Source organism: Burkholderia sp. FL-7-2-10-S1-D7, from assembly GCF_001524185.1.
Taxonomy (GTDB): domain Bacteria; phylum Pseudomonadota; class Gammaproteobacteria; order Burkholderiales; family Burkholderiaceae; genus Burkholderia; species Burkholderia diffusa.
Genome location: NZ_LOWY01000015.1, coordinates 47,209 through 68,986, shown reverse-complemented (window position 1 = coordinate 68,986; position 21,778 = coordinate 47,209). Strand labels below are relative to the sequence as shown.

Here is a 21,778-nt window from a genome sequence, read left to right as displayed (position 1 = left end):
TCGTCTCCTTATATATTCGATTTGATGGGCCGGCGCGCGGTCGTCATGCGCGCTCGCGCGCAGCCGGTCAGCCGCGCCCGACGAACGGCATCGCGCTCGCCATGATCGTCATGTGCAGAATGTTCGCTTCGAGCGGCAGGCTCGCCATCTGCACGATCGCGTTCGCGACGTGCGCGACGTCGACGCGCGGCTCCGGTGCGACGCGGCCGTCGGCCTGCAGCACGCCGCTGTTCATGCGCTCCGTCAGCGACGTGGCGGCGTTGCCGATGTCGATCTGGCCGCATGCGATATTGAACGGACGGCCGTCGAGCGCGAGCGAGCGCGTGATGCCGAGCACCGCGTGCTTCGTGGCCGTGTATGCGATCGTGTTCGGGCGCGGCGTGTGCGCGGAGATCGACCCGTTGTTGATGATGCGCCCGCCTTGCGGCGTTTGCTGCTTCATCTGGCGCCACGCGGCGCGGGCGCACAGGAACACGCCCGTCAGGTTGGTCGCGATCACGTCGTTCCAGAATTGCAGCGAGTAGTCGTCGAGTGGCACCGCACCCGCGTTGCGGCCGGCGTTGTTGAACAGCACGTCGAGGCGCCCGAAGTCGTGTGCGATCTGCGCGAAGCTCGCGTCGACCGATGCTTCGTCCGAAACGTCGGTCGGAATGGCCGCCGCGTCACCGCCGGCGCGCTCGATGATTTCCTTCGTCGCGAGCAGCGGATCGATGCGCCTGCCGAGCAGTGCCACGGTGAAACCTGTGCGCGCGAGCGCCACGGCTGCCGCCTGCCCGATTCCGGCACCGGCACCCGTCACTGCCGCGATTTTTTTCTCTGCCTGCATTTTCACGACCTCGTCGTCGGTTCGTTGAACGTGCAAAAAGCATTGCGCGACGGCGATCCTGCAGCAATCTTGATTCTTTCAATCAATATCAACTGCCCCGTCCGGTCGGGGCGGTGTCAGGGTTTTCCTGAGTTCGCCGACGCGTCGGGCGGAGGCCGGCACGGTACCTGCGTATCGCGAACCACACGACCGTAACCGTTCGGCAATTCGGCTGTTCGATGCCACGCGAACATGTTGATCGAATCAATCAATATTGACCCGCGTCGACCGCGCTTCGTAGGCTGTGTTCCGTTTTCCGACCTAAGGACGAGACCATGCCTGACAACAATCGCACCCGCCTGCTGGTGGCGCGACGCGTGCCGGCCGCAGTGGCCGCACGCGCGGAAGCTGACTTCAACGCTTATGTAACCGACGCTGACATGGACGCGCCGTCCGTCGTCGAGTTCTGCAACCGCTACGACACGCCGGCGGTGCTGATCGGCAAGAAATCGGGGCTGCAGGCCGAGCACATCGCGGCGTTGCCGCCGAGCGTGAAGATCATCGCGAACGCGAGCGCTGGCTACGATCACATGGATGTGAGCGCCGCGCGTGCGCGCGGGATCGTGGTCAGCAACGCACCCGACGCGCTCACCGACTGCACGGCCGATTTCACGCTGCTGCTGATGCTGGCCGCGTGCCGGCGTGCGTCGGAGTACGAGCGTATCGTACGCGCCGGTTGGGGAAAGTCGTTCGGCATGACGGACATGCTCGGCACGCGCGTGAACGGCAAGACGCTCGGCGTCGTCGGCTTCGGCCGGATCGGGCGGGCAGTTGCGCAGCGTGCGCGGGGCTTCGGAATGAAGGTCATCTATACCGACCGGCGGCCCGCACCGCCGGAGATCGAGGCCGGCGCCCGCTATTGCGCGGACCTCGACACGCTGCTACCGCTGTGCGACATTCTCACGCTGCATGTGCCGGGCGGCGGCACGCCGCTGATGACGCGTCGCGAGTTCGGCTTGCTGCGCGACGGTGCGGTGTTCGTGAACGCAGCGCGCGGCAGTCTCGTCGACGAGGATGCGCTGTACGATGCATTGGCATCGCATCGGCTCTTCGGCGCGGGGCTCGACGTCTACCGGAACGAGCCGAATATCGATCCGCGCTTCGCCACGCTCGACAATGTGTTTCTGTCGCCGCACATGGCGAGCGCGACGATCGAGACACGCGACCAGATGGGGTTTACCGCGCTCGACAACGTCGCGGCGGTGCTTGAGGGGAGGGCGGCACCGAACGCGCTGTGAAGGCGACCGGGGTGGCCGTTCATTGATGCCGGGGCGTCCGATAGCAGGAACCCCGGCGCTCGGCTCATGCTTACAGACACCCCCTCCGCCACCAGCACTTCATGCGTTGGTGTCCGAAGTTTCTACCAACCGTGACCACAGTTACTGCTAACTCGTGAACTCTCGTCAGCTCCGCCAACTGAGGGCGAGAGCGACTTATAGATCGACACTTCAATCCCAACTTTTTTAGGTTCGCCGGGGCGGTTCAGTCGTGTGGGTCGCCGATGGCTGTCCGGATTGGCTAGGATTTCGTGACTTGTCATAGGACGTCTTATGAGATGGAGCACCGAAAACCCGTCATTATGCGTGGATATTCTTGATTCTGCTTGCATCCTGTCGATTTTAAACATACGATGACTGATAATTTACATGGTCCGGCATGATGCCGCCGATCCGTCGCATCGGGAATTCGTTCGTGAAAATCGTCGCCATCGAAGTCATCCGTCTGTCGCTCGCGTTCGACGCGGGCCGCCTTCCCGTTACCGGTGCCCAAGCGGCCACCGCCGATACCTACAACGCCGCCGACCGTACACTTCGCTGCATGGAGTCGCTGCTGGTCCGACTCACCGACGACGCAGGGCGTGCGGGCTGGGGGGAGGCATTCGGCCATCTGGTCAACCCCGTCACCTTCGCCGCGCTTGAGGGTCCGGTCGGCCGCTGGTTCAAGGGCGTCGAGTTCGAGCCGACCCGGCAAGGGATCGCCGCATTGCGCGATGCGTCCGATCGCGCGCTGCATGCGTTCGGGCGGACGGGGCCGGTGTTGTACGCGTTGTCCGCGATCGATACTGCGCTGCACGACCTCGCCGCGCAGGCGGCCGGCTTGCCGCTATATCGCTGGCTCGGCGGCCATCGCGAAGAAATCGACGTGTATGCGAGCCTCGTCAGCTACGACAACGATCCCGTCGAAGTCGCCCGTCATGTGCGGCGCGCGTGGGACGAAGGGTTCCGGCGCATCAAGCTGCACGAGACGCAGCGCGAGGCGATTGCGGCCGCGCGCGCCGCGTTTCCGGCAGGGGGCGAGCTAATGGTCGACGTGAATTGCCCATGGACCACGAGCGAGGCGCTAGGGCGCGTGAGCGAGTTGGCCGATCTGCGGCTCGGCTGGATCGAGGAACCAGTCTGGCCATGCGACGACGCGCAGGGCATCGCGCGCGTGCGTGGCACTGGCGTGCCGGTTGCGGCTGGCGAGAACGCGTCCGGTGTCGCGGGTTTTCGCGACCTGTTCGAGCATGGCGCGCTCGACGTCGCGCAGCCGAGCATCGCGAAGATCGGAGGACCGACCGGCATGGCGGAGGTGATCGCGCTCGCTGCGGATCACGGCGTGCGCGTCGTGCCGCATTGCTTCTATTACGGTGCCGGGCTGCTTGCCACCGCGCATGTCGTCGCGACCCTGCCGGCCGATGTCGCGCTGGAAATTCCGTATCTCGACTGGCCCGAGCGGCTGCACGACGCGCAGCGGCCGGGCGCGCGGCTGCGCTTGCCCGGCGTGCCGGGGCTGGGATTCGTTCCGGACGAAGCGGTGCTGGCGCGCAACGCGATTGCGCGCGCAACGATCGATTGAGTGCCAGCTGGGTGCGCGCGGCGCCCCCGGCATCTCGGACGCGTGTCGTACCGGACGCACGCGTGGAAAGTCGCTGTCGACGTACCGGCGGCGTGACCGAAAAACATGAAACCAGGCTGACGCGCACGCACGCGCTGCCGGTCAACAGGAGACAACATGAAAACGCGTTACCGCTGGTGGATCGGCGCACTGCTGTTCGGCGCCGGTATGCTCAACTATCTCGACCGCGCGGCGCTGTCCGTCGTCGCACCGATCATCAAGCGCGAGCTCGGCATCGACGACGCGCAGATGGGCATCCTGTTCAGCAGCTTCTTCATCGGTTATTGCGTGTTCTGTTTCATCGGTGGCTGGGCCGCGGACCGTTTCGGGCCGCGTCGCGTGTTCGCGTGCGCGGCCGGCGTGTGGTCGCTGTTCTGCGGCGCGACCGCGCTGGCCGGTTCGTTCGCACACCTGCTCGTCGTGCGCGTCGCGTTCGGGATCGGGGAAGGGCCGATGGGGACGACGACGAACAAGGCGATCTCGAACTGGTTCCCGCGCCGCGAAGCGGGGCGCGCGGTCGGCTGGACCAATGCGGGGCAGCCGCTCGGCGCGGCGATCGCGGCGCCGATTGTCGGACTGGTCGCACTTCAGTTCGGCTGGCGCGTATCGTTCGTCGTGATTGCCGCGCTCGGTTTCGTGTGGCTCGCCGCGTGGTGGACGTTGTTCCGCGACGATCCGGCTTCCCACCCGCGCGTATCGCCGGACGAGGCGCGCGAGATCGCCTCGGACCGGATGATCGATGTGTCGCCCGACGTTCATGCGATCGATCGCGCGGCGCGTCCGCTGCTGCGCGATCTGCTGTCGCGGCCGGTGCTCGGCGTCGCGCTCGCGTTCTTCAGCTTCAACTACGTGTTGTATTTCTTCTTGTCGTGGCTGCCGAGCTACCTGACTGACTACCAGCATCTGGACATCAAGCAGATGAGCGTCGTCGGCATCCTGCCGTGGCTTGGCGCGACCGTCGGCTTCGTGGCCGGCGGCACTGTTTCGGATCGCATCTACCGCCGCACCGGCGACGTGCTGTTCGCGCGCAAGATCGTGATCGTCGTCGGGCTCGCGGTTGCGGCCGTCTGCGTGCTGCTCGCGTCGCGCGTGAGTTCGCTCGGAGCGGCCGTGACGCTGATCGCGATCGCGAGCCTGTTCGCGTTCATGGCGCCGCAGGCGTGCTGGTCGCTGCTACAGGAAATCGTGCCGCGAGAACGCGTCGGGTCGGCGGGCGGCTTCGTTCACTTGCTGGCGAACCTTGCGGGCATCCTGTCGCCGAGCTTGACCGGCTGGCTCGTGCAGTATGGCGGCGGCTATGCGAGTGCATTCGTGCTCGCGGGCGCGTCGGCGCTTGCCGGAGCGGTGATCCTGACGTTCGCGGTGCGCGCGGCGGGTGTGGCGCGGATGCGCGGAGCCGTCTGACAGGCGCTGTCACGTTGGCGGGTGTGGTTGGGTAAGATGGGGCGATGAAACCGAAAGCGCTCTACCACGGCCATCGATTCCCCGCAGCGATCATCAGCCAGGCGGTTCGCTGGTATTTCCGCTTCCAGCTAAGCCTACGCGACATTGAGGAGTTGCTGTTCGAGCGCGGCGTGATCGTGAGCTACGAGACGATCCGCCGGTGGTGCGACAAATTTGGTGCGGCCTTCGCCCTGCGGGTCAAGGCTGCGCGACGAACGTCGGGCCGCACCTGGCATCTGGACGAGATGTTCGTGAATCTGCGTGGCGAGCCCTGGCTGCTGTGGCGGGCGGTCGACGAACACGATGTCGAGCTGGATACCTGCTGCAGAAGCGGCGCGACAAGGCCGCAGCGAAGCGCTTTTTCCAGCGTGTGCTGCGTTGCTTTCCGGCGCCACGCAAGATCGTCACCGACCAGTTACGCAGTTAACAGTGCTGAACAACGATTCGTTGTAACCGTCCGCGTCTCGCATCGGCCTGCTCTTCCTTGATCTCGGGAACCTACATCGTGCAGGACGGACCGGGGTATTTCAACGGCCTGTTATAGGTTCCGGCTGGCCCTGTTTGCCGAGGGCGGGCCATGGGAGCGAAGTCACCTACCTCCGTTCAAGCAACGTCGAATACGCGATATAGAAAGCTCGAATAATTGGTTGGGCGCGCACGGATGCTTCGCTAGTATCCAACGCTCCCATCCGAGCGGGAACCGGAAGGTTCCCGGTTGCGCCGCCCGTTGCGGCAATTCGCGACTTTCCAACGGCTGACATGTCTTCCCACTTGATTCCACACGGCGCGGCCGGCGGCATCACGCGCCGGCTGGCCGCGGCGATCGCGTGCGCCGAGCCCGCGCGTGATCCGTCCACCATAGCTGCCGCGCGGCGCGGCCTGCTCGACTTCCTTGCCGCCGTGTTCGCCGGCGCCCGCGATAACGGTTACCGCAAGCTGCTGGCGGTGTGCGGTCGCGATTCGGCCGGCGCGGCAGCGGTGATCGGGAGTGCGACACCGGCGTCGCCGCAACATGCGGCGCTGCTCAACGGCTATGCAGGCCACGCGCTCGACTACGACGACGTGCACAGCAGCGTGCGCGGCCATCCCGGCACCGTGCTGCTGCCGGCGCTGCTCGCGCTCGCGCAGGTGCGCTCACGCAGCGCGCTCGAACTGCTCGACGCATACGTCGTCGGCGTCGAGACGATGGCGCGGGTCGGTCTCGCGCTCGGCAGCCGCCACTACGAACTCGGCTTCCACAACACTGCGACGCTCGGCACGCTCGGTGCGGCCGCCGCGGCGGCACATCTGCTCGGACTCGATGCGACGGCCACTGAAAACGCGCTCGGCGTTGCCGCGACGCAATCGGCCGGGCTGCGGCTGCAGTTCGGCAGCGAGGTCAAGCCGTTGCACGCGGGCCTGGCGGCGCGCGCGGGGCTGTTCGCCGCCGAGCTCGCCGAGGCAGGCCTGGCCGGCGCGCCGTGCGCACTTGACGGCCCGGAAGGATTCTTCGCCGTGTTCGGCGGCGGCGCGGCGCAGCCGGCGCGCGTTCTGGCCGACTGGGGCGCGCCGTGGCAGATCGTGTCGCCCGGCCTGTACTTCAAGCCGTGGCCGTGCTGCACGGCAACCCATTACGCGGTGCAGGCCGCGCTCGATCTGCGCGCTCGCCACCGCATCGCGCCGGCGGACATCGATGGCATCGTGGTCACCTTCCCGCCAGGCGGCGACACGCCGCTGTCGAACCGGCTGCCGGCAACCGGCCTCGAAGCGCGCTTCAGCGTGGAGTACGCGGTGGCCGCCGCACTGACGGACGGGCCGCCTGGCGTCGCGACGTTCGCCGACGTGCCCGTGCGCGACGACCTGATCGCGCTTGCCGGCCGTGTCACGCGGCGTCACGACGCTGCCGCGCCGCGCGCGTCGACCGATCCCGCGACGCGCTTCTCGGTCGTCGAGATCGCGCTGCGCGACGGCGTCACGCTGCAGCAGCGCACCGAACGCCTCGTCGGCACCGACGATCTCGCCGCGAAGTTCGCGGATGCAACTGCCCACGATCCCGCGCTCGCGTTCGTGCCGGAACTGGTCGACAGGATGCGAAGCACGGCCGATCTCGCACGCCTTTTCCACACCTTTACGTCGCTTCAATCATGAGCACCGATCGCAGCACACCTTCCCGCCGCCAGATGCGCCTGGGGCTGTTTCTCCAGGGCGCCGGACACCACGTCGCCGGCTGGCGCCACCCCGACGCCGAATCCGGCAGCGAGAACTTCGACCTGCTGCGCCGCGTCGTGCAGACCGCCGAGCGTGCGAAGTTCGACATGGTCTTCCTCGCCGACGGCCTGACGAGCGGCCCGGACGCGCATCCGTCGATGGCGATGCGCTTCGAGCCGCTGAGCCTGCTGTCGGCGCTCGCGATGCACACGCAGCACATCGGCCTCGCGGCGACGGCGTCGACGACGTACAGCGAGCCTTACCATATCGCGCGCGTGTTCGCGTCGCTCGACCACCTGAGCGGCGGGCGCGCCGCATGGAACGTCGTGACGACCTCGTACGACCGCACCGCCGCGAACTTCACGCGCGGCAACCATCCCGATCACGCGCAGCGCTACGAGATGGCCGGCGAGTTCGTCGATGTCGTGAAGGGGCTATGGGACAGCTGGGACGACGACGCGGTCGTCAGGGACAAGGCACGCGGCGTGTATTTCGACCCGGCGAAGGTGCACGCGCTCGATCACACTGGACGTTTCTTCAACGTGAAGGGGCCGCTGAATGCGTCGCGCCCGCCACAGGGCTATCCGGTCGTGATTCAGGCCGGCTCGTCGGGCCCCGGCCAGGAGCTTGCCGCACGCACCGCGGAAGTCGTGTTCACCGCGCAGCAGACGCTCGAGGAAGCGCAGGCTTTCTATCGCGACCTGAAGGGGCGGCTCGCGGCATACGGCCGCGCCTGGGACGCACTTGCCGTGATGCCGGGCGTATTTCCGGTGATCGGCCGCACCGAGCAGGAGGCCAAGGACAAATATGCGCAGCTCCAGCAATGGACGGATACGTCGGGCGCGCTGACGCTGCTGTCCGACCGTATCGGCCATGACGTTTCGATGTATCCGCTCGACGGTCCGCTGCCCGACCTGCCCGAATCCGATCAGTTGAAGAGCCGCGCGAAACTGCTTACCGATCTCGCGCGCCGTGAAAACCTCACGCTGCGCGAACTCTACTATCTCGTCGCCGGCGCACGCGGGCACCGGATAGTGTGGGGCACGCCGACGCAGGTTGCAGACGCGCTGGAGGAATGGTTCGAAGGTGGCGCCGCAGACGGCTTCAACATCATGCCGCCATATTTCCCGGGCGGACTCGACGATTTCGTCGAGCATGTCGTGCCGGAGCTGCAACGGCGCGGCCTGTTCCGCACCGAGTACGAGGGCACGACGCTGCGCGACCATCTCGGGCTCGCGCGCCCGCCGAGCCGCTACGCAGCGCGTTGAATCAGACCGCGAAGCGCGTCAGGTCAAGTGCGACCGGCGCCCTGTCGCGGCTTGCGTGCGGGCTGCTGGCCGGCCCGAGCGCATGTGCGAGGAAAGTCCGTGTGCGCGCGCTTTGCGGCGCGCGGAACAGTTGCGTGGACGACCCGTGCTCGACGATCACGCCCGCCTCGGTGAAGTAGACCACGTCGCTGATTTCCTCGGCGAACCGCATTTCGTGTGTGACCAGCACGCACGTCATGCCGTCGCGCACGAGATCGCGAATCACCGACAGCACGTCGCCGACGGTTTCCGGATCGAGCGCGGACGTCACTTCGTCAAACAGGATAAGGTCAGGCTGCATCGCGAGCGCGCGGGCGATCGCGACGCGCTGCTGCTGGCCGCCCGACAGCTCGCCCGGGTACGCATGCGCCTTGTCCGCGAGGCGCACGCGTTCGAGCAGTGCGTGTGCGGTGCGCACCGCATCGATGCGATCGCGGCCGAGAATCCGGACCGGGGCGACAACGAGGTTGTCGATCACGCTCAGGTGCGGAAACAGGTTGTATTGCTGGAACACGAAGCCGACCCGCTTGCGCAGCGCGATTTCGTCGCGCTCCGATGCGAGCAGGTCGACGCGCGTGCCGTCGACGTCGATCAGACCGCGCTGCGGCCGCAACAGCCCGGTGATGCAACGCAGGATCGTCGATTTGCCGGAGCCGGACGGACCGATGATGGACACGGCCTGGCCGCGGTGCACGTCGAGATCAATGCCGCGCAGCACGGGCGTCGTGCCGTAGGACAGATGCACGTCGCGCAGGCGGACGAGCGGCTCGTCCGCGCTGCGCGGAGTTTCAGTGGAATGCATGACGTCTTTCGAGAAGGCGGGTGAAACGGGCGATCGGGTAGCAGTACACGAAAAACAGGCCGAGTACCGTGAAATAGACGACGACGGTGAAGTCGGCACGCGCGACGGTGTTGCTCGCGACCTGCGCGGTGTCGAGCAGGTCGTGCACGCCGACAAGCGACGCGAGCGCGGTGGCCATCGCAATGCTCGCATACAGGTTCATCCACGGCGGCAGCATGCGGCGTACGCATTGCGGCAGGATGATCCAGCGGAACACTTGCACGCGGCTGAACGCGAGCGAACGTGCGGCGTCCCACTGCGCATGCGGAATCGACTGGATCGCGCCACGGAAGATTTCCGCGAAGTTCGCGCTCGCGGGCAGCGCGAGGCCGAGCGTTACCTTGAACCAGTCCGGAAACGGCAGCGACGCATGGCCGAACCTGATTTCGAACGGGAATACGTAGGTCGAAAAATAGATCAGCACGAGAAGCGGCGCGTTGCGGAACAACTGCACGTACGCGCGTGCCATAACGCGCGCGATGCCGAGCCGCGACAGCGTCAGCGGGCCGAGTACGAGGCCGGCGAGCGTGCCGATTGCGATCGCGATCGCGCTGATGCTGATGTTGACCAGCATCGCCTTGCCGAGCACCGGCAGCCACGTGGCGAGCGCGACGAGGGTCGGGTGACGGCGACCCGCGACGGCCAGCGCGACCACGGCCAGCGCGGCCAGTGTTGCCGCGACGGCGCGCCATCGCACGAGGCGCGCGGGCTGTGCGCGCATGTCAATGGCCATAGCCGGGTATCCTCAGACGGTGTTCCAGCCAACGTCCGGCGAGGTTGACCGTGAACGTGAGCGCGCCGAAGAAGAGCAGGATCAGGATCATCAACTCAAGCACATTGTCGCGCTGCGTCCAGATCATGATCGACGCATAGGTGACGTCGCCGACGGCGATCGCCGAGGCGACCGTCGTCATCTTCACGAGGTCAACCAGGTTGTTGACGAGCGCGGGCAGCGCGAAGCGCACCGCGAGCGGCAGTTGCACGTGCCAGAGCCGCTGGCGGCGGCTGTAGCCGAGCGACTGCGCTGCCTCGAGCGTCGCGCGCGGTACCGCTTCGAGGCCGGCGCGCAGCGCTTCCGCATGGAACGCGCCCTTGTGCAGCGAGATCACGATTACGCTCCAGATGAACGGCGTCAGTGGATTGCCGCCCAAATCGCGCAGTGCGGCGCTGATCAGCATGTTGACGACGAGGAATGCGCAGAACAACTGGACGAGCGTCGGTGTGTTGCGGGTGACCTCGACGAATGCGCGTGCAGGGCGTGCGAGCGCTGCGCTCGGCGACACCAGCAACGCTGCGAGCACGACGCCGCACGCGAGGCTGCCGAGCGCGGTCGCGATCGACAGTTCGAGCGTCACGCCCATCCCGTGCACAAACGACGCGCGCTCGTCCGGGGCGAGCACGAAGCTGTAATCGAGGCCGAGCTTGCGGAGCGCATCGACGGCGGCGGCCGCCGTCATGTTCGTTGCGCCTTGAGCTTCGCGTGCAGGTCGAGCACGGCTTGCGACGGCGTCATTCCGTTCTTGCGCTCGACGTCGAGCAGCCAGCCGCTGCGGTGCCAGTCCTGGACGATCCGGTCGAGCGCGCTCTGCGTATCGGTCTCGCCCTTGCGGACCCAAATCACCGCCGGCGACGGAATCAGGTCGGTCGACAGCGGTGTCGTATAGTCCTTCCAGTCGGGGTTGCGCGCGACGAGCATACGCAACGTCGGCGCGACGTGCACGGCGGCCACGCAGTTGTTGCCGCGAAGTGCGAGCAGCGATTCCGGCTGGCCGCGGAAGGCCTTCACCTGCGCACCGTATTCGGTCGCGAGCGGCTTCGTGTAGTTGCTGCCTTGCGACACGCAGACCGGCTTGCCGCGCAAGTCGCCCCAGGACTTGATACCGCTGTCCTTGCGCGCGATCAGCGCGCCGCCGATGGATTCGAACGGCGTCGGCGCATATGACAGTATCTCCGCGCGCTCCGTCGTCAGCTCCATGTTGGCGATCAGCGCGTCGACCTTGCCCTGCTGCAGGAACTGCACGCGGTTCGACGGCTGCACAGGTGTCAGCTCGGCGTCGACACCGAGCCGTTTCGCGACGTCGTTCGCCAGATCAACGTTGAAGCCGACCGGTTTTTGCGTCGCGGGATCGAGCGAGCCGAACGGCGGGCCCGACAGAATCACGCCGATCGAGATCTTGTGACGTTGATGGATGCGATCGAGCGTGCTGTCCGCGCGAGCGACACCGGAAAAAGCGGAAAGGAGGGCGGCGAGGAAAAGCGCGTGGCCCGACGTAGTGCGAAACGATCTGCTGAACATGGGAATGATGAGCGTTGTTTGAGCGACGCGGGGCGGAGCGCCGCGCGCCCGGTTGTCGGGAGCCTGTATTTTCGGGATGTGGAACGCATCCAGGAACCAAGAAATTCTCATACCGTTATCTAATCCTCAGATTTACGCAGAGGAACACGACGCTCGCACGGCCGGAATGGCGATGTGGCGGAGGGTTTCCGCCTGCGTATGCCGCAACGACCTTCACGAATCCGTTGTCCGGCCGCGCCGTGCGGCTCGGCGGCACCGATTACGAATGCGCGCGCAGCCCCCCGCGGCCCCGGCAGTGCTTGGCGCCGCGTTCAATCTCGGCGGGCCGTCGCATTCGGCCGCGGCGACCGGCTGCCGTTCGTGATGAACTCGTTCCATTCGGTGATTGGCGAATCCGATGCCGCGCGACAGTTGCGTGACAAGCATGAGCGCATCGACGAGGAACAGGGCAGGCTGAAGCTCGCCGACATGCTCGGCGGTGGCGTCGACCTGCGCGAGCTGCCGCTCGACCGGCCGTTGCCGGAATCGCTGCTGACGGCGATCGATAGCGCGCAACCGCTGGCGCGGACGCGTGGCGATCTTCGTCGGCTACGCACGCCAGAGGCTGACGCTGCGCGAGCTGATCATCCGTGCGCAGGAGACCGGCCACTGGTCCGTCGCCGGTACGCCGGAGCAGCTCGCCGATGCGATCGAAACGTGCTATCGCGCAGGACTCGTCGACGTGCTGTCGCTGCACGGGCTCGGCCAGCCGGACCAGGAAGACCTGCTGCTCAACGGGTTGCTGCCCGAGCCGCGCCGTCGTGATCTGATCGATACCGACTATGTGGGCGGCGATTTCCGCGCGAATCTCGAGTTGCCGGCGTTGCAGCGCGAAACCGCGGAGGCGTGAGTGGGCGAGCGCGCGAACGATGCACCGTGCTTCACATTCGACGGTGCGCCGTTCCGCCATATCGCGCGAACAGATATCCATCGAAAAAATAACCATTTGGTACACGCTTGCGCGCGCATTACAGTCTGGCCTCCTGCCGGCTGCGACGCCGGTCGTTTCGACGTTATTTCAGAAATTCCCCACATGAATCGTTTGATGCGTTCCAGGGTCCGCAGTGCCGCGGCCGCGCTGTTCGTGCTCGGCCTCGTGCCGACTTCCCATGCAGCCCAGCCGACGTTGCGCGTCGGCATCGACGCCGAGTCGTATCCGCCGTTCTTCTCGAAGGACGCGGCCGGCAAGTGGAAGGGCTGGGAAATCGACCTGCTCGATGCCGCGTGCGGCAAACTGAACGTACGCTGCGAGCTCACCGACATTGCGTGGGACGGCCTGATTCCGGCGTTGCAGAACCGCAAGATCGACGTGATCTGGTCGTCGATGACGATTACGGGCGAACGGCAGAAGGCGATCGATTTCAGCCGTGCATATTACGAGTCGCCGACGGTGTTCGTCGGCGCGAAAAGCGACCGGCGCCGCGTCGATTGCGCGGTGCCCGCGAGCTTCAAGGGCCGCGTGATCGGCGTCGAGGCCGGCACGAACTTCTCGGCGTTCCTCGACTCCCGCTTCAAGCCGGACGCGCAGATCAAGGCCTTCGACAAGTTCGACAACGCGCTCGCGGATCTGGTGTCCGGCCGGGTCGACTACGTGCAGGAAGGCAAGGGGCTGTTCACGGCATTCCTCGCGTCGCGCGACGGCAAGGACTTCGAAGTCAAGGCGACCTGCGCGGACAATCCGGTGCTGGGCCTCGGCATCGGTGCGGGCGTGCGCCAAGGCGATGCGCTGCGCGGCAAGCTGTCGACCGCAATCGCGCAACTGCAGCAGGACGGCACGTGGGATGCGATCACCGCCCGCTATCCGAACCTGAAGGGCACGATCGAGAAGGGCCGCTGACGCGATGGCCGCGGACGATTCGCTGCTCGCGTTGCTCGCATTCGGCGACGGCGGTTATGGCCGCGTGTTCGCGGGCGCGTTCGCGCTGACGTTCGGCGTCGCGGCAGCGTCGTTCGGCACCGGCGTGCTGCTCGGCATCGCCGGCGCGCTCGGCAAGCTGTCGCGCCACGCGCCGCTCGCGTGGCTCGCGCGGCTCTACACGACGCTGGTGCGCGCGCTGCCCGAGCTGTTGTGCCTGCTGCTCGCGTTCTATGCGCTCGCGCCTGCCGTCGAGGTCGCGCTGCACCGCGGCGGCCTGGTGCCCGACGGCTTCGCGTTCCCGCCGTTCCTCGTCGCGGCGCTGTCGCTCGGTTTCATCCAGGGTGCGTATCTGACCGACATCTTCCGCGCGGCGCTCGTCAACGTGCCGACCGGGCAGATCGAAGCCGCGCACGCGTACGGGATGACGCCGTGGCAGACGTTTACGCGCATCCGGCTTCCGGCCGCCGCGCGGCTCGCGTTGCCGGGCACGGGCAACGTGTGGCTGAACGCGACCAAGGATGCGTCGTTCATCAGCGTGCTCGGCTCGTTCACGGATCTGCTGAAGGCGAGCCAGCTCGCGGCCGGCGCGACGCGTCACTACGTATTCTTCTATCTCGTCACGGCCGCGCTGTTCCTGTTGCTCAGCATCGCGTCGACGGGCCTCTTCGCGGCGCTCGAGCGCCACGCGAACCGTGGCACGAGGTACGCAACCGCATGATCTTCTCGCTGCCATTCCTGCTCGACACGGTGATGCCGAAGCTGCTCGCCGCGGTGCCGACGACGCTCGCGCTGACGCTTGTGTCTGGCGCGGCCAGCGTGCTGCTGGGCGTGCCGCTCGCGCTCGCCGCCGGCGCGCGCCATGCGCCGCTGCGCTGGTCGTCGCGCGGCTGGCTCATGCTGATTCGCGGCACGCCGCTGCTCGTTCAGCTCTATTTGCTTTACTACGGATTCGGGCAGATCGTCCCGCGCGAATGGATGCGCGACAGCTGGGCGTCGCCGCTGCTGCGTGACGCGTTCTGGTACGCGATCGTCGCGTTGAGCGTGAACGAGAGCGCGTATGTCGCGACGATCCTGCGTGGCGCGATCGCCGGCGTGCCGGCCGGCGAGATCGAAGCCGGGCACGCGTACGGCATGACGCGCGTGCAGGTGCTGCGCCGCATCGTCGGCCCGCGCGCGTGGCAGCTCGCGCTGCCCGCGCTCACCGGCGAGGCGATCCTGCTGCTGAAATCGACCGTCCTCGCGTCGACCGTGACGGTGTTCGACGTAATGGGAACGGCCAATACGCTGCGCTTCGAGACGTTGCGCGTGTACGAGCCGCTGGTCGGCGCGGCTGTCGTCTATGTCGTGCTGGTCGCGCTGCTCACCATCCCGGCCGCTCGTCTCGAGAAGCATGTCAATCGCCATCTGACGCGCACCCCCGACGCTCGCGTCCCCGTACGCCGCCGCCGCGCGTCGCCGGACGCGTGGGCGGCCCCCAACTGATTCCTGCCCTGGTAACGAACCTGACGATGTCTGATCCTCGCCCCTTGTTGTTTTCCCTGTATGAACAAGCCAGCGTCGGCTGTGGCGGCGCGCCGAGCCTGTGGACCCATCCGGCCGACGAACGGCTGCGCGCGAATACGCTCGCGTTTTGGTCGGACCTCGCGCGCACGGCCGAGCAGGCCGATCTCGACATGCTGTTCTTCGCGGACGTGCTCGGCCTGTACGACGTCTATGGCGGGTCAGCCGACGCGGCACTAAGATGGGCGGTCGAGTCGCCCGCCAACGATCCGATGATGCTGATTCCGGCGCTCGTCGCGCAGACCGAGCGGCTCGCGTTCGGCGTGACCGCCAGCACGACCTACGAGCATCCGTTCGCGCTCGCGCGCCGCTTCAGCACGCTCGATCATCTGAGCGACGGCCGGATCGGCTGGAACATCGTGACGTCCTACCTGACGAGCGCGGCGCGCAACTTCGGGCTCGACCGGATGATCGGCCACGACGAACGCTACGCGCGCGCGGAGGAGTTCCTCGACGTCGTGTACAAGCTGTGGGAAGGGAGCTGGGCGGACGATGCGGTGGTCGCCGACAAGCACGCGCCGCACTATGCGCGTGGCGACCGCGTGCGGCCGATCGCGCACGAAGGCACGCACTACCGCGTGCAGGGGCCGCACGTCTGTGCGCCGTCGCCGCAGCGCTCGCCCGTGCTGATCCAGGCCGGCTGGTCGGGCCGCGGGCGTGAATTCGCGGCGAAGCACGCGGAGGTGGTGTTCGTCGCGAAGTCGAATCCGCACGAGATTCGTGCTGGCCTCGACGAGATTCGCCGTCTCGCGACGGAGCGCGGCCGTGCGGCGGACGACGTGAAGTCGTTGACCGTGTTGCGAATCGTGACCGCGCGCTCGTCGAGCGACGCGAAGGAGAAATACCACACGCTGCAGCAGCACTACCACCAGCACGCGCAACTCGTCAGCTATGCGGGCGACACCGGGATCGACATCGACCGCTATGCGGACGACGAGCCGCTGACAACGCAGACGGAAGGGCTCACGTCCTACGTCGTGCGGCCCGACGGCAGCGGCAAGCCGCTTACTGCAGGCGACGTGCGGCGCAAGTTCGCGAGCGTCACACGCGGCACCGACCTGATTCTCGTCGGCTCGCCCGATGAAGTCGCCGACCAGATCGCCGAGCATGCGCGGCAGTCGACGACCAGCGGCTACATGCTCAATCCGCTGATCAGCCCCGGCACGCTCGACGATTTCGCCGAACTGATCGTGCCTGAACTGAAAAAGCGCGGACTGTACCGGACGACGGCGCCGGCCGGCACCTTCCGCTCGCGGCTGACCGGCCGCGACCGCCTGCCGGACACCGCGCATGGTGCGTCGTTCCGGCAATCCGCATCCGACTGACGCTGACGCGCCGGTCGACCCGGTATGACTTTGCGTGACATGAACCATCACGTGCTGTTCCGGTCGCGACCGTGCCGTGCCCGCCGGTACGACGCGTGACGATCGATCACGTCGATCGGCGTTGCCGCCCGTCCTGAGCGCTGCCGGCATCGCGAAGCGTTTCGATGCGACCGTCGCGCTGTCGGCGCCGAACCTGTCGATCGACGCGGGCGAAGTCGTCGCGTTGATGGGCGCGAACGGCGTCGGCAAGTCGACGTTCGTTAAGATCCTGGGCGGCGTACTGCGGCCGGGACGGCGGCACGCTGACGCTGCGCGGCCTAAACCGTATCGACCGGCGTCGCCGCACGCGGCCAAGTGGCTCGGCATCGCGTCCGTGCAGCAGTCGGTTGCCGGCGCTGTCAATCGCCGACAACCTGTTGCTCGACCGGCTGTGCGATCTGGCGTCACCGTGGCGTGCGACTTCGGCTGCTCGGCGGCCCACGGGGCGACCGCTCGCTGAGCGGGTCGGGCTCGACGTCGACTTGGCCGTGCCGCTGGTGCGTGTGCTGGGCGGGCAGCCGTCGCTGCTGATACTCGACGAGCCGACCGCCAGTTTGTCCGCGCCCGAGGCGGAGCGGCCCTTCGCGCTGCTGGACGCGTTGCGCGGCGATGGCATGGCAATCCTGCTGGTGTCGCATCGGCTCGGCGATTTGCGCCGGATCGCCGATCGCGTGGCGATCGTCGGCGACGGCCGGATCGTCGCGGATCTGCCCGCGCCCGTCGATTTCGATGCGGCGGTGGAGGCGATGATCGGACCGCCGTTGCCGAAAACGCGCGAGCCGGCGCCAGCCCGCACCGCGTCGCACGAGCCGGACGCGGCCTCCGGCATGCGGTGCATCCGGCTGACGCCGGCCAGTACGCCGTCCGACCTCGATGTCCGGCGCGGCGAGATCGTCGCGATCGCGGGCCCGGCCGACGGCGGCAAGTCGCACTTCGCGAATATGATTTTCGGCGCTGCGCGCGCGGTGGCGGGGCCCGAGTCGCGGGTAATGGGCGGCCGGCGAGTGGTGGACGGCCCGTCCTGCGCGCCCGCCGCCCGAGCAGCGATCTTTATCGCTGCAGCAGATAAACGTATCGGAATCGCTTCGTTGACGCCGTCCGGCACGCGCTCGTAGATTCGCATTTTCACCGAATCAAGGGCTGTACCGTGACGACTCCCGCCATCCAAGCCGCCGCGCCGACGTCCGCCGGCCATCGGCCCGCGCCCGTTCCCGAGGCCGGCGCACAGCGGTTCGACATTGTCCCGTTCGATGCGCCGCTCGGCGCCGAAGTCGTCGGGCTCGACCTGTCGAAACCGCTCGACGCGGCCGGCTTCGCGCGCATCCACCGCGCGCATCTCGACCATCACGTGCTGGTGTTTCGCGACCAGCGCATCACGCCGGAAGAACACATCGCGTTCAGCCGCCGCTTCGGGTCGCTGCAGATCCACGTGCTGCACCAGTTCGCGCTGCCCGGGCATCCGGAAGTGCTGATCGTGTCGAACATCGTCGAGAACAGCAAGCCGATCGGGCTCGGCGACGCCGGCCATTTCTGGCACTCTGACCTGTCGTACAAGGAAAAGCCGAGCCTCGGCTCGCTGCTGCATGCGCAGGAGTTGCCGGCCGAAGGCGGCGACACGCTGTTCGCGAACATGCATCTCGCATGGGACACGCTACCCGCGCACCTGCGCCGCGCGGTCGAAGGACGCCGCGCCGAGCATACGTACCTCGCGCGCTATGCGGAGTTGCAGGCACGCAGCCCGTGGCGGCCGAACCTGTCGGCCGAACAGATCGCGCAGGTCAAGGCGGTCGTGCATCCGGTCGTGCGCACGCATCCGGAAACCGGCCGCAAGGCGTTGTTCGTGAGCGAGCATTTCACGACGCGCATCGTCGATTTGCCCGAAGACGAAAGCCGCGCGCTGCTCGACGAGCTGTTCGCGCACAGCGTGCGCGCCGAGTACCTGTATCGCCATCAGTGGCGCGATCACGATCTCGTGTTCTGGGATAACCGCTCGCTGATGCACCTCGCAGCTGGCACGCCCGACCATCTGCGTCGCAAGCTGTACCGCACGACGATCGAAGGCGACGCGCCGTTCTGAGCGCGGCGTCTTCGTTACGCCGCTTCATTTCCACTGGATTCCACCGGAGTTTCGATGTCGTTTCCGCTTTCGCCGGCCCTGCGCCGCACGACCCTGTCCGCGCGCCGCGCATTGGCCGCCACGCTCACCGCCGCGCTGGCCTTCGCCGCCGCCGGCACGCCGCAAGCCGCGCACGCAGAAGGCAGTATCCGTATCGCCGAGCAGTTCGGCGTCGTCTATCTCATGCTGAACGTCGCGCGCGACCAGCAGCTGATCGAGAAGGAAGGCCGCAAGGCCGGCGTCGACATCAAGGTCGACTGGGTGCGGCTGTCCGGCGGCGCGGCCGTGAACGACGCGCTGCTGTCGGGTGCGGTCGACATCGCGGGCGCGGGCGTCGGGCCGCTCCTGACCGTCTGGGACCGCACGCGCGGCCGCCAGAACGTGAAGGGCGTCGCGTCGCTCGGCAATTTCCCGTACTACCTCGTCAGCAGCAATCCGAACGTGAAGACGATCGCCGACCTGAGCGCGAAGGACCGCATCGCGGTGCCGGCCGTCGGTGTGTCGGTGCAGTCGCGCGTGCTGCAGTACGCGGCCGCGAAGCAGTGGGGCGACAAGCAGTTCGACAAGCTCGATGCGCTCACGCAGGCGATTCCGCATCCTGACGCAACGGCCGCGATTCTCGCGAACAGCAACGTGATTACCGGCCACTTCGGCAATCCGCCGTTTCAGGATCAGGAACTCGCGGGCAATCCGAACGCGCACATCGTGCTGAATTCGTACGACGTGCTCGGCGGCCCGAGCTCCGCGACGGTGCTGTATGCAACGGAGAAATTCCGCGACGAGAATCCGAAGACGTACCGTGCATTCGTCGCCGCGCTCGCCGACGCCGCGCACCAGATCGCGGCCGATCCCGAGCGTGCGGCCGACACCTATATCCGCGTGAACGGATCGAAGATCGATCGCGCGTTGCTGGTGAAGATCCTGCACAATCCGCAGGTGCAGTTCAAGACGGCGCCGCAGAACACGCTGAAGCTCGCGCAGTTCATGTATCGCACCGGGGCGATCCGCAACGAACCGAAGTCGTGGCGCGACTACTTCTTCGACGATCCGGCGACGGCCGGCGGCAGTTGAGCGGCACCGCCGCCGGCGTTCCCGCGTCGCGATCGACGCTTATGCGTCGGCGCGGTTTCGATATGCGCAATCGTTGGTTGGGTCGCGCGCCGCGCCGCCGTATCTTGATGCTTTGCCTGCAAGAGTTTCGATCGTGAACGCCACTTCCCCCCGAATCGGCTTGCCGCCGTACACCGCGCGCGGCACGGCCGCGCCGGCCGCTCATCCCGTCACCGACGCACGCGCCGCACCGGTGCCGCTGGCCACCGCGGCCAGGGCGCACAGCGAGCGCTTGCTGGCGATCGATCGTGTGAGCATCGAATACCGGGCCGGCCCACGGATCGTCCGCGCGACCCATCAGGTCAGTTTCGACGTGTACGGCAGCGACCGTCTGGTGCTGCTCGGCCCGTCCGGTTGCGGCAAGTCCACGTTGTTGAAGGCGATCGCCGGCTTCATCGAGCCCGTGTCGGGTTCGATCGCGCTCGACGGCCGGCCCGTGCACGGGCCCGGCCCCGACCGCATCGTCGTGTTCCAGGAGTTCGACCAGTTGCCGCCGTGGAAGACGGTCGTCGAAAACGTCGCGTTTCCGCTGCGCGCGGCCGCGAAGCTGTCGCGCGCCGAAGCACGCGAGCGCGCGCTGCACTATCTCGACAAGGTCGGGCTCGCCGCATTCGCCGATGCGTATCCGCATACGCTGTCTGGCGGCATGAAGCAGCGCGTCGCGATCGCGCGTGCGCTTGCGATGCAGCCGCGCGTGCTGCTGATGGACGAACCGTTCGCCGCACTCGATGCGCTCACGCGCCGCAAGATGCAGGAAGAACTACTGCACCTGTGGGACGAATTCCGCTTTACGCTGCTGTTCGTCACGCACTCGATCGAGGAGGCGCTGGTGGTCGGCAACCGGATCCTGCTGCTGTCGCCGCATCCGGGCCGCGTGCGCGCGGAGCTCAACAGCCACGATTACACGCTCGACAGCGTCGGCAGCGGCGACTTCCGCGCAAGCGTCGCTCGCATCCATCATCTGCTGTTCGATGCCGACGTCGCGAACGAAACGGGTCCGGCACCGGCCACGGAGGCAACCGCATCATGAGCACGGTCGATCCTGTCCTCCCGCCGCTGCCGCCCGTGCGTGCCGAATATGTGCACGCGCTCGACGCATCACCCGAGGCCGAGCGTGCGGCGCGCGTACCGCTCGCGCGCCGCGTTGTCGGCGCGAGCGGATTTCGCCGCGCGGTCATCGCGCTGGTGCTGATCGCCGCGTGGGAGATCGTCGCGCGCATCGTCGCGAACGACCTGCTCGTGCCAACCTTCGGCGCGACGCTCGTTGCGTTCGTGCAGGGCATCGCGTCGGGCGAACTGCTGGTGAAAACGGGTATCTCGATGTCGGTGCTGCTGCGCGGCTATGCACTCGGCGTGTTGTTCGCGTTCGTGCTGACGTCGTTCGCGGTATCGACGCGCATCGGCCGCGACGTGCTGTCGATGCTCACGTCGATGTTCAATCCGCTGCCGTCGATCGCGTTGCTGCCAATCGCGCTGCTGTGGTTTGGGCTCGGCACCGGCAGCCTGCTGTTCGTGCTCGTGCACGCGGTGCTGTGGCCGCTCGCGCTCAGCATGTACACGGGTTTCGCCGGCGTGCCGGCCACGCTGAAGATGGCCGGGCGCAATTATGGCCTCACCGGCCTGCGGCAGATCGCGCTGATCCTCGTGCCGGCCGCGCTGCCGTCGATCCTGTCGGGACTGCGCGTCGGCTGGGCGTTCGCGTGGCGCACGCTGATCGCCGCGGAACTCGTGTTTGGTGCGAGCGCCGGGCAGGGCGGACTCGGCTGGTACATCTTCCAGAATCGCAACGAACTGTATACCGATCGCGTGTTCGCGGGCCTCGCGGCCGTCATCGTGATCGGGCTGCTGGTCGAGCATCTCGTGTTCGATACGCTCGAGCGCGTGACGGTGCGCCGCTGGGGCATCCAGCACTGAC

The 21,778-nt window shown here is 67.1% G+C and carries 20 protein-coding genes and 2 pseudogenes; 16 read left to right on the top strand and 6 right to left on the bottom strand.

The annotated features are described in order from the left end of the window. Positions 1-67: 67 nt before the first annotated feature. Positions 68-826: an SDR family oxidoreductase gene (locus tag WS75_RS07025; protein WP_059679965.1), complete on the bottom strand. Its 759-nt coding sequence runs from the start codon at positions 824-826 to the stop codon at positions 68-70. A gap of 314 nt (positions 827-1,140) precedes the next feature. Here WS75_RS07025 and WS75_RS07020 point away from each other — a divergent pair, with 314 nt between their 5' ends. The 6 genes and pseudogenes from WS75_RS07020 (at position 1,141) to WS75_RS06995 (ending at position 8,640) form a co-directional block, all read left to right on the top strand. Continuing rightward, the gene (locus tag WS75_RS07020) at positions 1,141-2,103 is read left to right on the top strand and encodes a 2-hydroxyacid dehydrogenase (protein ID WP_059679827.1); all 963 of its coding nucleotides are present in this window, start codon (positions 1,141-1,143) and stop codon (positions 2,101-2,103) included. Between the two features lie 454 nt (positions 2,104-2,557). Beyond that, on the top strand, positions 2,558-3,703 hold the full coding sequence (locus tag WS75_RS07015; RefSeq protein WP_059679964.1) for a mandelate racemase/muconate lactonizing enzyme family protein: 1,146 nt from the start codon (positions 2,558-2,560) through the stop codon (positions 3,701-3,703). Positions 3,704-3,859: 156 nt separating this feature from the next. Further along, on the top strand, positions 3,860-5,146 hold the full coding sequence (locus WS75_RS07010) for an MFS transporter (protein ID WP_059679826.1): 1,287 nt from the start codon (positions 3,860-3,862) through the stop codon (positions 5,144-5,146). Between the two features lie 44 nt (positions 5,147-5,190). After that, positions 5,191-5,609: pseudogene (locus tag WS75_RS07005) on the top strand (IS6 family transposase); the annotation flags it as partial. A 335-nt stretch (positions 5,610-5,944) separates the two neighbouring features. Further along, positions 5,945-7,312, top strand: a complete 1,368-nt coding sequence (locus WS75_RS07000; protein ID WP_059679825.1) for an MmgE/PrpD family protein — start codon at positions 5,945-5,947, stop codon at positions 7,310-7,312. Then, on the top strand, positions 7,309-8,640 hold the full coding sequence (locus WS75_RS06995; protein ID WP_059679824.1) for an LLM class flavin-dependent oxidoreductase: 1,332 nt from the start codon (positions 7,309-7,311) through the stop codon (positions 8,638-8,640). The genes WS75_RS07000 and WS75_RS06995 overlap by 4 nt, the downstream gene beginning before the upstream one ends. Before the next feature lies 1 nt (position 8,641). Here the strand turns inward: WS75_RS06995 and WS75_RS06990 are convergent, their stop codons facing one another. From WS75_RS06990 to WS75_RS34465, 5 genes are all read right to left on the bottom strand, one after another. Then, positions 8,642-9,481, bottom strand: coding sequence for an amino acid ABC transporter ATP-binding protein (locus WS75_RS06990; protein ID WP_059679823.1), 840 nt, complete (start codon positions 9,479-9,481; stop codon positions 8,642-8,644). Beyond that, positions 9,468-10,253, bottom strand: a complete 786-nt coding sequence (locus WS75_RS06985) for an amino acid ABC transporter permease (RefSeq protein WP_059679822.1) — start codon at positions 10,251-10,253, stop codon at positions 9,468-9,470. The genes WS75_RS06990 and WS75_RS06985 overlap by 14 nt, the downstream gene beginning before the upstream one ends. After that, positions 10,243-10,977 (bottom strand): amino acid ABC transporter permease, encoded by a 735-nt coding sequence (locus WS75_RS06980; RefSeq protein ID WP_059679821.1) that lies wholly within the window; start codon positions 10,975-10,977, stop codon positions 10,243-10,245. The genes WS75_RS06985 and WS75_RS06980 overlap by 11 nt, the downstream gene beginning before the upstream one ends. Continuing rightward, positions 10,974-11,816 (bottom strand): transporter substrate-binding domain-containing protein, encoded by an 843-nt coding sequence (locus tag WS75_RS06975; protein ID WP_059679820.1) that lies wholly within the window; start codon positions 11,814-11,816, stop codon positions 10,974-10,976. Before WS75_RS06975 ends, WS75_RS06980 begins: the two co-directional genes overlap by 4 nt. A gap of 213 nt (positions 11,817-12,029) precedes the next feature. Next, positions 12,030-12,371 carry a hypothetical protein gene (locus tag WS75_RS34465; RefSeq protein ID WP_257129340.1) on the bottom strand — a complete coding sequence of 114 codons (342 nt, stop codon included), beginning with the start codon at positions 12,369-12,371 and terminating at the stop codon, positions 12,030-12,032. Positions 12,372-12,387: 16 nt separating this feature from the next. On the opposite strand from WS75_RS34465, the gene WS75_RS34460 reads away from it, so the two are divergent. The 10 genes and pseudogenes from WS75_RS34460 to WS75_RS06925 all read left to right on the top strand — a co-directional run bounded on the left by WS75_RS34460 (position 12,388) and on the right by WS75_RS06925 (position 21,777). Further along, a complete protein-coding gene (locus WS75_RS34460) occupies positions 12,388-12,705 on the top strand; it encodes a hypothetical protein (protein ID WP_257129339.1) in 318 nt (105 codons plus the stop codon). A gap of 183 nt (positions 12,706-12,888) precedes the next feature. Continuing rightward, the gene (locus WS75_RS06965) at positions 12,889-13,692 is read left to right on the top strand and encodes a transporter substrate-binding domain-containing protein (protein ID WP_059679819.1); all 804 of its coding nucleotides are present in this window, start codon (positions 12,889-12,891) and stop codon (positions 13,690-13,692) included. A gap of 4 nt (positions 13,693-13,696) precedes the next feature. Further along, on the top strand, positions 13,697-14,431 hold the full coding sequence (locus WS75_RS06960; RefSeq protein ID WP_059679818.1) for an ABC transporter permease: 735 nt from the start codon (positions 13,697-13,699) through the stop codon (positions 14,429-14,431). Next, the gene (locus WS75_RS06955; protein ID WP_059679817.1) at positions 14,428-15,195 is read left to right on the top strand and encodes an ABC transporter permease subunit; all 768 of its coding nucleotides are present in this window, start codon (positions 14,428-14,430) and stop codon (positions 15,193-15,195) included. Before WS75_RS06960 ends, WS75_RS06955 begins: the two co-directional genes overlap by 4 nt. Positions 15,196-15,221: 26 nt before the next feature. Next, positions 15,222-16,598 (top strand): LLM class flavin-dependent oxidoreductase, encoded by a 1,377-nt coding sequence (locus tag WS75_RS06950; protein WP_059679816.1) that lies wholly within the window; start codon positions 15,222-15,224, stop codon positions 16,596-16,598. A gap of 76 nt (positions 16,599-16,674) precedes the next feature. Further along, positions 16,675-17,707, top strand: a pseudogene (locus WS75_RS35055) (ATP-binding cassette domain-containing protein); the annotation flags it as partial. Positions 17,708-17,784: 77 nt separating this feature from the next. Continuing rightward, positions 17,785-18,714 carry a TauD/TfdA dioxygenase family protein gene (locus WS75_RS06940; protein WP_059679815.1) on the top strand — a complete coding sequence of 310 codons (930 nt, stop codon included), beginning with the start codon at positions 17,785-17,787 and terminating at the stop codon, positions 18,712-18,714. A gap of 54 nt (positions 18,715-18,768) precedes the next feature. Continuing rightward, positions 18,769-19,824, top strand: a complete 1,056-nt coding sequence (locus WS75_RS06935; RefSeq protein WP_059679814.1) for an ABC transporter substrate-binding protein — start codon at positions 18,769-18,771, stop codon at positions 19,822-19,824. Between the two features lie 133 nt (positions 19,825-19,957). After that, complete coding sequence (locus WS75_RS06930) at positions 19,958-20,893, top strand: ABC transporter ATP-binding protein (RefSeq protein ID WP_257129335.1); 936 nt, start codon at positions 19,958-19,960, stop codon at positions 20,891-20,893. After that, on the top strand, positions 20,890-21,777 hold the full coding sequence (locus WS75_RS06925) for an ABC transporter permease (RefSeq protein ID WP_059679812.1): 888 nt from the start codon (positions 20,890-20,892) through the stop codon (positions 21,775-21,777). The genes WS75_RS06930 and WS75_RS06925 overlap by 4 nt, the downstream gene beginning before the upstream one ends. Position 21,778 lies beyond the last annotated feature (1 nt).